Source organism: Nocardiopsis sp. ATB16-24 (genome assembly GCF_030271535.1).
Classification (GTDB): Bacteria; Actinomycetota; Actinomycetes; order Streptosporangiales; family Streptosporangiaceae; genus Nocardiopsis.
This window is the reverse complement of the sequence record NZ_JASCXJ010000001.1, coordinates 22204-34466: the sequence shown is the minus strand read 5'-3', so window position 1 is coordinate 34466 and position 12263 is coordinate 22204. Positions and strand designations below refer to the sequence as shown.

The 12263-nt window shown below is 69.6% G+C and carries 10 protein-coding genes; all 10 read left to right on the top strand.

Annotation, left to right across the window (positions count from 1 at the left end):
- Positions 1-384 precede the first annotated feature (384 nt).
- The 10 genes from infC to PFX91_RS00105 all read left to right on the top strand — a co-directional run bounded on the left by infC (position 385) and on the right by PFX91_RS00105 (position 12259).
- Positions 385-966: a translation initiation factor IF-3 gene (infC, locus tag PFX91_RS00150; RefSeq protein ID WP_285728943.1), complete on the top strand. Its 582-nt coding sequence runs from the start codon at positions 385-387 to the stop codon at positions 964-966.
- A 175-nt stretch (positions 967-1141) separates the two neighbouring features.
- Positions 1142-1336: a 50S ribosomal protein L35 gene (gene rpmI / locus PFX91_RS00145; RefSeq protein WP_285728493.1), complete on the top strand. Its 195-nt coding sequence runs from the start codon at positions 1142-1144 to the stop codon at positions 1334-1336.
- 160 nt (positions 1337-1496) lie between these two features.
- Complete coding sequence (rplT, locus tag PFX91_RS00140; RefSeq protein ID WP_285728492.1) at positions 1497-1868, top strand: 50S ribosomal protein L20; 372 nt, start codon at positions 1497-1499, stop codon at positions 1866-1868.
- 12 nt (positions 1869-1880) lie between these two features.
- Positions 1881-2720 carry a TrmH family RNA methyltransferase gene (locus PFX91_RS00135; protein ID WP_285728491.1) on the top strand — a complete coding sequence of 280 codons (840 nt, stop codon included), beginning with the start codon at positions 1881-1883 and terminating at the stop codon, positions 2718-2720.
- 527 nt (positions 2721-3247) lie between these two features.
- A complete protein-coding gene (locus tag PFX91_RS00130) occupies positions 3248-4480 on the top strand; it encodes a sensor histidine kinase (RefSeq protein WP_285728490.1) in 1233 nt (410 codons plus the stop codon).
- A gap of 195 nt (positions 4481-4675) precedes the next feature.
- The gene (pheS, locus tag PFX91_RS00125; protein ID WP_285728489.1) at positions 4676-5794 is read left to right on the top strand and encodes a phenylalanine--tRNA ligase subunit alpha; all 1119 of its coding nucleotides are present in this window, start codon (positions 4676-4678) and stop codon (positions 5792-5794) included.
- The gene (gene pheT / locus PFX91_RS00120) at positions 5794-8283 is read left to right on the top strand and encodes a phenylalanine--tRNA ligase subunit beta (protein ID WP_285728487.1); all 2490 of its coding nucleotides are present in this window, start codon (positions 5794-5796) and stop codon (positions 8281-8283) included. The genes pheS and pheT overlap by 1 nt, the downstream gene beginning before the upstream one ends.
- A gap of 432 nt (positions 8284-8715) precedes the next feature.
- Positions 8716-9942, top strand: a complete 1227-nt coding sequence (locus tag PFX91_RS00115) for an aminotransferase family protein (protein WP_285728942.1) — start codon at positions 8716-8718, stop codon at positions 9940-9942.
- 221 nt (positions 9943-10163) lie between these two features.
- Complete coding sequence (locus PFX91_RS00110; RefSeq protein ID WP_285728485.1) at positions 10164-10649, top strand: MarR family winged helix-turn-helix transcriptional regulator; 486 nt, start codon at positions 10164-10166, stop codon at positions 10647-10649.
- A gap of 161 nt (positions 10650-10810) precedes the next feature.
- Positions 10811-12259, top strand: a complete 1449-nt coding sequence (locus PFX91_RS00105) for an NAD(P)/FAD-dependent oxidoreductase (RefSeq protein ID WP_285728484.1) — start codon at positions 10811-10813, stop codon at positions 12257-12259.
- Positions 12260-12263: the final 4 nt, after the last annotated feature.

Genomic DNA, 12263 nt, shown 5'->3' with positions numbered 1-12263 from the left:
AGCGGAGACGGTGGACGCACGGGGGATCGACCCCTGGTACGATGGATTATCGACTTGCTCCGGTGTGTCGCACACCGGAGCCGCAAGCGGAGATGATCCTCCCACCTGCCGGGTACGGCCCGCGCAGGTTCCGGTCCGGCGATCGAGCGCCTCGCGCTTGGTTCACCGGGGCCCGCGTCCTGGGCTCCTGGTGCGCGCGTTCGCTCGCGCCGAGAACGACCGATCGGATCACCCCGTTTGCACACGCTGGCGGGGTTTTGCTGTATGTGGACCCCGACAAGGACGAGTGGCCCTGAAGGACGAGGGCGACTCGCCCCGCAGGGTCGACCACCGTCCGGTGGACGACCGTTCCCAGATAATCCGAGAAAGCTAGGGAGGGGTCCCATCAGCGCCGAGCCCCGCATCAATGACCGAATCCGGGTGCCCGAGGTCCGTCTCGTCGGACCCAATGGTGAACAGGTCGGAATAGTCTCCGTGCAGGACGCCCTGCGTCTGGCCCAGGAGTCCGACCTCGACCTGGTCGAGGTCGCCCCGACCGCGCGCCCGCCGGTCGCCAAGCTGATGGACTACGGCAAGTTCAAGTATGAGTCCGCGGTCAAGGCCCGCGAGTCGCGCAAGAACCAGTCGAACACGATCATCAAGGAGATCAAGCTCCGTCCGAAGATCGACCCGCACGACTACGAGACCAAGAAGGGTCACGTGGTGCGGTTCCTCAAGGGCGGGGACAAGGTCAAGGTGACGATCATGTTCCGCGGTCGCGAGCAGTCCCGGCCGGAGCTGGGGCGCCGACTGCTGGCGAGGCTGGCCGAGGACGTTCAGGATCTTGGCACCGTGGAGTCGCAGCCCAAGCAGGACGGCCGCAACATGGTCATGGTGATCGGTCCGCACAAGCGGCGGTCCGAGCACAAGGCCGAAGCCCGCGCGGCGGGGGACAAGTCCCGCCGAGAGCAGAACTCGGGCGCCTAGCCACGGGAAGTCCCCCACCGCCCGGTCGCCGGGAAGGCGCCGGGTGGTGGGTGGGCTGTGCGCGTAGGGGCCGGATGCGGATTCGGTGTACATGGGTTCCGCCAGAGCAGCGGAAGAACCGTGTCGTCCGTCCTCGGACGGACGACACACCGACGGAGTAGGAGACGACGGCGACATGCCGAAGAACAAGACCCACAGTGGGGCCAAGGACCGTTTCAAGGTCACCGGCTCCGGCAAGCTCGTGCGCCGCCGTGCCAACAAGAACCACATTCTCGAGCACAAGACCTCCAAGCGTAAGCGCAGGCTGGGCAAGGAGGCCGTGGTCTCTCCCGCGGACACCAAGAGCATGCGCAAGCTGCTCGGCAGGTAGGTCCGCACCTCTTCCTCCGGGAGCGCCCATGTGCCGGGCACAGTCGGCGCGGTGACGGCCCTCGGCAGGGAACCACACCAGGCAACATGGTCGCCGGGCTCCGCGGAGTCGGGCTGATTGGCGCGCCATGCGCGCCGTAAGAGACAACTAGGGAGTTCCAGTGGCACGCGTGAAGCGGGCTCTCAACGCCAAGAAGAAGCGCAAGGTCGTTCTCGACCGGGCGAGCGGCTACCGCGGTCAGCGTTCGCGCCTGTACCGCAAGGCCAAGGAGCAGATGCTCCACTCGATGACCTACGCCTACCGGGACCGCAAGGACCGTAAGGGCCAGTTCCGTCGCCTGTGGATCCAGCGCATCAACGCCGCCTCCCGAGCCCACGGCCTGACCTACAACCGTTTCATGCAGGGTCTGAAGCTGGCCGGTGTCGAGGTCGACCGCCGCATGCTCGCCGAGCTCGCGGTCAACGACGAGGCCGCCTTCGCGAGCCTGGTGGAGACGGCCCGTAAGGCCCTTCCGGCCGAGGCCGCGGCCTAGAACGGTTCAGCGATGGCGAGCCACGAATTCACGAGTATCCGGTCGCCCAGGATCAAGGGGGTTCGGCGGCTCGCCAAACGCACCTTCCGTCAGCGTGAGCGACGCTTCCTGGCCGAAGGGCCGCAGGCGGTGCGAGAGGCCCTGGGCGCTGCGGGCGGCGGTGGGCGGAGACGGGGGACGCCCCCCGTGGTCGTGGAGGTCTACGCCACGGCGGAGGCCATGCGGCGTCACATCGAACTGTTGGACGCGGCCCGCACGGTGGGGGTGCCCACCCACAGGGTGACCCTGGACGTGATGTCGGAGCTGGCCCAGACAGTGACCCCCCAGGGCGTCATCGCGGTCTGCGAGTTCGTCGACGTCCCCTTGGAGGACGTCCGCGAGGTGCGTATGGTGGCCGTCCTCTCCCACGTGAGGGACCCGGGTAACGCGGGCACGGTCCTGCGTACGGCCGACGCGGCGGGAGCCGACGCGGTGATCTTCACCGACGCCTCCGTCGACCCCTACAACGGCAAGTGTGTGCGGGCCTCCGCTGGAAGCCTGTTCCATCTGCCCGTGGTCGTGGGGGTTCCGGTGGCGCGCGCCGTCGACTTCCTCCGCGGGGCGGGCGCACGGGTGTGGGCAGCGGACGGCAGTGGGCCACGCGATCTGCACGCCGTCGCCGACTCCGGCGACCTGGACGGCCCCGTCGGATGGGTGTTCGGCAACGAGGCCTGGGGTCTGCCCGAGGAGACGATCGGCCTGACCGACGGGGCGGTCAGCGTGCCCATCTACGGCGGGGCCGAAAGCCTGAATCTGGCCACGGCCGCAGCCGTGTGCCTGTACACCACCGCGCGACAGCAGCGGCGCCCCTGAACCTCTCCGGGTGCCTTCGGATCATTCCAGCTCATCCCCGGGCGGATCACCGTGAGTGACCTTCCCGACGGCCCGCGCCGCCCCCGGAGCGGGGGCCGTATCCGGGAACACGGAGGTGTCCACGCCTCCCGAACCATCCGAAATGCACGTGCACATGCGCAGGATGCCTATAGGGTTCCGGTACGGGGATCGCGGAAGGTTCATGCGGATCGTGCGTAGACTCCGCCGCGTCCACCCGCATCATGGGCGGGGCGCTGTGCCGGGCCGGTACGGACCGGCAGGCTTGACGACACCGCGTGAGTACACGCCGTACGTTCCGGTCCACGATCCCAGCGGGCGGAGGACCGCCAGGGAGGGACCTGTACGCTCTTCTCCCGCCGGATCCTCGCTCGCCGGGCAGCGAGGCGTACCAGGTGGAAGTGCAGGGTAGAGAACCTGCGGTGGTGCCCACGGGGGTCGGCCACCGGTCAGCGGTCCTTGACCCAGGAGCCTGTGGTCGGGGACCTTCAAGGGGAGCGGAGAGAGGCGTGGGCAGCGGCCGGCAGGTGGACCACCCGGCGAAGGACGCGGGCGGCGGTGCCGCGCACCCTCCGGGCGACTCCGGACGCGGGACGGGTCCCGACACCGAGGCCCCCGCCGGCGATCGGGTCCGCCCTTCCACCCCACGGAAACGCCCCGACGGTCAGGCCACCGCCCTGTGGGAGATCGGCGAGGCCCCGTTGGGGTCCGGCGGCACACCCCTGCACCCCGACGACCTGCCGGACGGGGTGGTCGTGGCCGACGCCCGCGGACGCGTCGTGCTCTTCAACTCCCACGCGGCGCAGCTCGTCGGCATCCCTCCCGAGTCGGCCCTGGGGCGCGACTACCGAGCCGTTCTTCCGTTGCTGGGGCAGGACGGCAACGACTGGTGGGAGGCCAGCGACCCCTACCACGGTGCGCGCGACCGCGTACGTCAGCCCGAGAGGACCCTGCTGCTGCCCGACGACCGGGAACTCCTGGTCGCCGCGCGCTACGTGCGCGCCCGCCCGGGAGGAGAACTGGTCCGCCTGGTCGTCACCCTGCGGGACGCCTCCGCGCACGCCGAGCGCAGCCGCGCCGACCTGGTGTCGGAGGTCGCCCACGAGCTCCGTTCACCGCTGACCAGCGTCAAGGGCTTCACCTCCACCCTGCTCACCAAGTGGGAGAGGCTCACCGACAAGCAGAAACTGTTCATGTTGGAGACGGTCAACGCCGACGCCGACCGTGTCACCCGCCTCATCCACGACCTGCTCGACGTCTCCCGCATCGAGTCGGGCCGCCTGGAGGTGCGCCGCCAGATCGTCGACCTTCCCGAGGCCGTGCGCCGTGTCGTGGCCGGGCGCGTGGCCTCGGGCGAACCCGAGGAACGTTTCCGGGTCGAGACACGCGGTGAACTCCCGCGCATGTGGCTGGACGCCGACAAGATCGAGCAGATCCTGTCGAACCTGGTGGAAAACGGTGTGCGGCACGGCGCTGGTACTGTCAGTATCGTGATCGAGCCGTGTGAAGGAGGGGCAGCGGTGTCGGTGCGCGACGAGGGCCAGGGCATAGCGCCCGAGACCATTCCGCGCGTCTTCCGCCAGTTCTGGCGCAGTAAGCGTCGGAGCGGGACCGGCCTGGGGCTGTTCATCGTCAAGGGCCTCGTCGAGGCCCACGGCGGCACGATCACCGTCGGACGCGCCCCCAGCGGTGGCGCGGAGTTCCGATTTACCATGCCCGCCGGGACGCCTGAGTTCGTCTGAAGCCTCTTCGGACCCTCCAGACCCTCCCGGTGGGCGCCACGGCGTGCCCCAGGCCCCGCGACCAGATTCTTTTCACGGGCATGCCCGTCATCCGCCTGCTTTCTCTGTCGGCTTCGTCCGCGCCGCCGCGGACCACATGATCTGCCGCCTGTCCCGCTGTTCTGGTCGGGGATGGGAGCGGCGAGGCAACCAACCATGTCTGCACCGAACAGTTCCTTCGACCCGGTCGAGGTGACCCCCCTGCACCCCGACGAGGTCGCCCGCATGCGCGAGGAGGCCCTGGCCGCCATCGAGGCCGCCGCCGACCTCGCCGAACTCAAGGAGGTCCGGCTCGCGCACGCGTCGGACCGCTCCCCGCTGGCTTTGGCCAACAGGGAGATCGGGGCTCTGCCTCCGGCCGCCAAGGCCGAGGCGGGAAAGCGCGTAGGCGGTGCCCGGCGTGACGTCGGCCAGGCCCTCAAGGAGCGTCAGGCCGTTCTGGAGGCCGAACGTGACGAGCGGGTCCTCATCGAGGAGCGCGTCGACGTCACCCTGCCCTGGGACCGGGCCCCGCGCGGCGCCCGCCACCCGCTGACCACCGTCGCCGAACGCGTGGCCGACCTCTTCGTGGGCATGGGCTTCGAGATCGCCGAGGGACCCGAGGTCGAGGCCGAGTGGTTCAACTTCGACGCCCTGAACTTCCTGCCCGACCATCCCGCCCGCACCATGCAGGACACCTTCTTCGTGGAGGGACCCGACGGTGGCGAGTCCGGTCTGGTCCTGCGCACCCACACCTCACCGGTGCAGGTGCGCGCCCTGCTGACGCGAGAGCTGCCGGTGTACGTGGTGGCACCCGGAAAGACCTTCCGTACGGACGAGCTCGACGCCACCCACAGCCCGGTCTTCCACCAGTTGGAGGGCCTGGTCGTGGACCGCGGCATCACCCTGGCCCACCTGCGTGGCGCCATCGACGCCTACGTGGAGGGCGTGTTCGGAAAGGGGCTGCGGACCCGTTTCCGCGCCTCCTACTTCCCGTTCACCGAGCCGTCCGCCGAGGTGGACATGGAGTGCTTCGTGTGTCGGGGCGCCTCGGTGGGCGACCCGGACGCGGCGTGCCGCACCTGCTCCAGTGAGGGCTGGATCGAGATCGGCGGCTGCGGTGTGGTCAATCCCCGTGTGCTCACCGCCGCGGGGGTGGACCCCGAGGTCTACACGGGTTGGGCCTTCGGACTGGGAATCGAACGGACACTGATGTTCGCGTACGGTGTGCGCGACATGCACGACATGGTCGAGGGCGACATCCGTTTCGCCTCGGCGTTCGGGAGTGAGAACTGATGCGCGTCCCCCTTACCTGGCTGCGGGAGTACGTCGACCTTCCGGCCGAGGTCACCGCCAGGCGGCTCGCCGACCGCCTCACCCTGGCGGGTCTGGAGGTGGAGACCGTCGACGCGCTCGGCGCCGACATCACCGGTCCCATCGTCTACGGCAAGGTGCTCACCATCGAGGAGCTCACCGGATTCAAGAAGCCCATCCGCTTCTGCACGGTGGACGTGGGCCGGGCCAACGGGACCGGTGAGCCCCAGGAGATCGTCTGCGGCGCCCGTAACTTCTCCGAGGGCGACCTCGTCGTGGTCTGCCTGCCCGGCGCCGAACTGCCCGGGGGCTTCAGGATCGGTGCCCGCAAGACCTACGGCAGGATGTCGGAGGGCATGATCTGCTCGGCCTCCGAACTGGGCCTGTGGGAGGACCACACCGGTATCGTCGTCCTCCCCGAGGGTTTCGGTCAGGTCGGCGAGGACGCGATCGGCCCGCTCGGGTTGCGCGAGGACGTCCTGGACATCGCCGTGACCCCCGACCGCGGTTACGCGCTGTCGATACGCGGCGTGGCACGCGACACGGCCGCGCTGTACGGGGTGGACTTCCACGATCCGGCCGACATGGACGTTCCCCGACCCACCGGTGAGGGGCACCCCGGTCGGATCGAGGATCCGGAACTGGCCGACCGGCTCGTGCTGCGCGGCGCCTCAGGCTTCGACCCGGAGGCGCCCACCCCGCTGTGGATGAAACGCCGACTGCACCAGAGCGGTGTGCGCCCCGTCTCCCTCGCCGTGGACGTCACCAACTACGTCATGCTGGAACTGGGGCAGCCACTGCACGCCTGGGACCGGGAGCGACTGAGCGGTACCGTCGCGGTGCGCGCCGCGACGGCGGGGGAGAAGCTGGAGACCCTCGACCACGTCCAGCGTTCCTTGGACCCCGACGACATCGTCATCGCCGACGACACGGGGGCGCAGGCGCTCGCCGGTGTCATGGGCGGTGTGGACACGGAGATCGGCCTGACCTCCAGCGAGGTGCTCATCGAGGCCGCCCACTTCGACACCCGGCGCATCGCCCGCGCCTCGCGGCGGCACCAGCTCTCCTCCGAGGCCTCCCGCCGGTTCGAGCGCGGCGTGGACTCGGCCGTGCAGTTGGCCGCCGCCACCCGTGCGGTCGAGCTGCTCGCGGAGTTGGGCGGTGCCACGGTCGAGAGCGCCTACACGGACCTGGACCGGACCACGAAGCGGCGGCCGATCACCGTGAAGGCCTCCCACGCCGGGTCCGTCGCGGGGGTGGACTACCCCGAGGGCACCACGCAGAAGTGGCTGCGGGCCATCGGCTGCGCCGTGGAGACCGACGGCGACGTGGTGAGGGCCGTCCCGCCCACGTGGCGGCCCGACCTCACCGATCCCAACGATCTGGCGGAGGAGGTCATCCGTTTCGAGGGCTATGAGAACATCCCCTCGATCCGTCCGCGTGCCTCCGGCCGGGGCCTGACGTCGAGCCAGCGCCTGCGGCGTGCGGTGGGACGCGTCCTGGCCGACGTCGGCTTCCACGAGGTGTTGAACTATCCCTTCCTCGGAGAGCGCGACCTGGACGGGCTCCAGTTGGCGTCCGACGACGACCGCAGGAGCGCACTGCGCCTGGCCAACCCGCTCAACGACGGTGAGCCGATGCTGCGCACCACGCTGCTGCCCGGCCTGTTCAAGGCCCTGGCGCGCAACGTGGGCCGCGGCATGAACGACGTGGCCCTGTACGAGATGGGACTCGTCTACCGGCCCAGGCCGGACGCGCCCCCCGCCCCGATCCTGCCGGTGGACCGTGCTCCCGGTGCCGACGAACTGGCCCTGATCGACGCCGCCCTGCCCGAGCAGCCGCGCCGGGTGGGCGTGGTGATCGCCGGCCAGGTCGAGCGCGCCGGGTGGTGGGGACCGGGCCGAGAGGCGCTCTGGGCGGACGCGATCCAGGCGGCCCGCGACATCGCCCGGGTGGCCGGAGTGGAACTGGAGGTGGAGGCCGCGCAGCGCACACCGTGGCATCCGGGTCGCTGCGCCGCACTGTACGTGCGGGTGGACGGCGAACGTCTGCTCGTCGGCCACGCCGGTGAGCTGCACCCGCGCGCCGTCAAGGCGTTCGGTCTGCCCGAGCGCACGGCGGCGATGGAGGTCGAACTCGACCGGATCGAGAGGGCCCGCACACCGGTCGTCGCGCCCCGGGTGTCCACCTATCCGGTGGCCACCCAGGACGTGGCCCTGGTCGTGGACGACTCGGTGCCGGTGGAACGGATCAGCGAGGCCCTGGCCGAGGGGGCGGGCGAGCTGCTGGAGAGCGTGCGCCTGTTCGACGTCTACACCGGAGAGCAGGTCGATGAGGGCCGCAAGTCGGTGGCCTTCGCCCTACGCTTCCGGGCCGAGGACCGGACACTGACGGCCGAGGAGGCGGGAGCCGCGCGCGATGCGGCCGTCGCCGTGGCCGCCGAGCGTACCGGAGCCGTTCTGCGCGGCTGAGCCATGGGTGTCGGCGGGGGCCGGTCATCCCTTCGGGGGTGGCCGGCCCCTTCTCCTTTCGGGGGCGTTCCACCGCCCGGTCCGCTGCTCAAAACTCTGTTCCGACGGCCGGATCCAAGAATTTTTTCGCCGTGTTCTTCCTGTACAGACAGGGGTTTGTGAGCAGGGCCGCGGGGTAGCCGGAATGAAGTCGATGTTTCGGGGGATGAATCTTCGTTTTGTCTCTTGCTGTGAGAAGGGTCTCACGCTTAGCCTGCAAGCACCTGACACCATCGGACGCCCGGGTGCAGGTCGGATCAACCTGAGTTTTCCGCTGCGCTCTCGCGCATGACACGGCTCGGAGGTCGCCATATGACCGAAACGGTTGTCTCGTCCGCACTGTCCTCCCGGGAGCACCGGGAGCCCAGCCGCCTCTGGCACACCTTCTGCGATATGAACACCGTCACCAAGGGGCCGGAGTTCGTGGTGGAGCGCGCCGAGGGCGTGTGGCTCTGGGACGCCTCCGGAGACCGGTACCTGGACGGTACGGCCAGCCTCTGGTACTGCAATGTCGGCCACGGCCGAACCGAGATCGCGGACGCGGTCCACCGTCAGATCAGCACCCTGGACGCCTACACCGTCTACGGGGACTTCTCCAACCGGCCCGCGGTGGAGCTCAGTGAGCGTCTGTCCGCGCACGCCCCCGTCGCCGATCCCAGGGTCATCCTGACCTGTGGAGGAGGGGAGTCCATCGACACCGCCGCCAAGCTGGCACGGCGGTACTGGGCCGTGACGGGGCAACCCGGACGCACGCACCTGATCAGCCGGACCGGCGGTTACCACGGCCTGCACGGCTTCGGGACGAGCATCTCCGGCATGGACCGGTTCCGCAGCGGCTACGGCAGGCTGGTCGAGGACACCTCGGTGGTGCCCCACGACTCGGCTGCGGCGTTGGAGGCGGAGATCCTACGGGTGGGACCCGAACGGGTGGCGGCCTTCTTCGCCGAGCCGGTGGTCGGAGCGGGCGGAGTGTTCCCACCGCAGGAGGGCTACTTCGCCGAGGTGTCCAGGATCTGCCACAGGTACGGCGTGCTGTTCGTCGTCGACAGCGTCATCTGCGGGTTCGGACGCATGGGCAACTGGTTCGGGATCGAGCGCTTCGGGGTCGACCCGGACATGATCGTCTTCGCCAAGGGCGTCTCCAGCGGATACCTGCCCCTGGGAGGCGTCGTGGTCGGCGGACGGGTGGCCGACCCCTTCTACAACGGTGAGGGGAACCCGTTCATGCACGGGACCACCTACGCGGGGCACCCGACGGCCTGCACCGCCGCGATGGCCAACCTGGACATCCTGGAGCGGGAGGACCTGTTCACGGTGTCACTGGAGGTGGAACGGCAGCTGGACGGTGCGCTACGGAGCCTGGCCGGCCACCCGCTGGTGGCCGAGGTGCGTTCCGGCGTCGGGGTGATGGGCGCGGTGGAACTCACGGAGGAGGCCCTTGTCCGCAGGGGTATCACCACGGCGGAGGTGTTCGCCGAGGCCCGTGCCCGGGGGGTGATCGTACGGCCGATTCCCACCGCGCTGCTGGTCTCGCCGCCACTGATCATCACCTGGGAGCAGATCGATCACCTGGTCTCCACTCTCGCGGCCGCACTCGACGCGGTCGCGTCTCGTCACTGACCACGGTCACGCCGCCTCCACCGGTGGCGGCGGCGTGACCGTGGAAGCACGGTTCCGTTCCTCGTCTCAAGACCGACCCGGCGTGCGATGTCGCACGCCGGGTCGGTGCGTGTGCGGGGGCATTGGGCGTCGTGCCCTGTATCCAGTATAGTTTACTGGGAAGATATTTCTTATGAACAAGATGCGCGTGACGACCATCCGCGTGAGACAGGGAGCGGAGCATGAGTACACGACCGATCGAAGAGGTGGGTGCACGGGAGGGGCTGAGCGATGACGACCTCATCACCGCATGGGGGCTGGTCCACGAGGCGATGACCCTCATCGAGCCCAGGCTCCTCAGCGGGATCACGCCCGACGGCAGGGACATGGCCGGACCATGGTTCGACGTGCTCATCCGCCTACAGCGCACCCCGGGCCACCGGTTGCCCATGAGTCGGCTGGCGCGTGAGGTCAGCCTGAGCACGGGCGGATTCACCAAGCTCGCGGACCGTCTGGAGCGCGAGGGTTACGTGGCGCGGGAGAACTGCGCCTCCGACCGGCGCGTCGTCTACGCCGTGCTCACCGCCAAAGGCGTGGAGTTCATCGACAAGGCGCGCGTCAAGCACGTGGAGCGACTGCGCGAACACGTGCTGGAGCCCCTCGGTGAGGAGGGGGTCCGACGGCTCGCGACCATCGCACGCACGCTTCGTGACAGTTCCTGTCACTGAGGGTGCGCCGGGCTCGCGACGGTGATCATCCGTATCCGTTCTCCACGGGGGGCCTTCGCCCCCGAAGGTGGGGAAAACATCCCACGAGCTGTCGTTCCCGTGTAAGTTGGCGGAAGTTCGTGGGTCGGCGGGCCGTGAGCTCAAGGGTTTCGGGGGGAAAGATGGGACTGTTCACCACTGCCGCGCAGATGAGGGCCATTCCCCGATCCTCACGCTTCGCCAACGGGGGGATCTCCTTCTGGTTCCGCGGTATCGGACTCCCCGAGCGCCGGGCGCCCCTGCCGGGCACCGCCGACTACGACGTCTGCGTGGTCGGGGCCGGGTACACCGGCCTGTGGACCGCCTACTACCTCAAGAAGGCGCAGCCGGACCTGCGGGTGGCGGTGGTCGAACGCGAGTTCGCCGGATTCGGCGCCTCGGGTCGCAACGGGGGGTGGCTGTCCGCCGAGTTCGCGGGATCGCGTGAACGTTACGCGCGGTCCCACGGCAAGGCCGCGATGATCGCCCTGCAACGCGCGATGATGGACACTGTCACCGAGGTGATCTCGGTCACCGAGGCCGAGGGCGTCGACGCCGACATCGTCCGGGGCGGTATGCGTCTGGTGGCCACCAACGCCGCACAGGCCGAACGGCTGGCCGAGGACATCGAGTACCTCCAGGAGTGGGGCTACTGGCCGGACGACATCCATCTGCTGAGCGAGGACCGAGAGCCGAGACTGTCGGTCTCGGGCGTGGTGGCCTCCGCCTACTCGCCCCACGCCGCCCGCGTGCAGCCCGCCAAACTGGTCACGGGACTGGCCGAGGTGGTGGAGGGCCTGGGTGTGGCGATCTTCGAGGACACGGCGGTGGAGGAGATCCGACCCCGCAAGGGCGCGGCCCGTCCCGCGGTCGTCACCGAGCACGGCACCGTCTACGCCGACCACGTCGTCCGCGCCACCGAGGGGTTCACCTCCACGCTGCGCGGACAAAGACGCGAGTGGCTGCCGGTGAACTCCTCGATGATCGCCACCGAGCCGCTCCCCGCACAACTGTGGGAGAAGATCGGCTGGGAGGGACGCGAGGTGCTGGGGGACACGGCCCACTCCTACGTCTACGCCCAGCGCACCGCGGACGACCGCATCGCGATCGGCGGGCGCAGCGCCCCCCACCGTTTCGGCTCCTCCCATGACAAGGACGGGGCCACCCAGCCGCAGGCCATCGCCGAGTTGTGGCGGGCGCTCACCCACATGTTCCCCGACGCGGCCGAGGTCCCGGTCGAGCACGCCTGGTCAGGCGTGCTGGGCGTGCCGCGTGACTGGTGCCCGACCGTGCACATGGACACCGAGACCGGCCTGGGCTGGGCGGGCGGTTACATGGGCAGCGGCGTGGCCACCAGCAACCTGGCCGGGCGCACCCTGCGCGACCTGATCCTGCGCCGAGAGAGCGACCTGACGCGTCTGCCCTGGGTGGGGCATCGGATCCGGGGATGGGAACCCGAACCCCTGCGTTGGGTGGGAACCCAGGTCATCCATGGCCTCTACCGCACCGCGGACCGGCGCGAGTCACGGACGGAGGAGCGGGCGCAGACCTCCCGCTTCGCTGGTATCGCCACCCGCATCGCGCGTCGCTGACCGC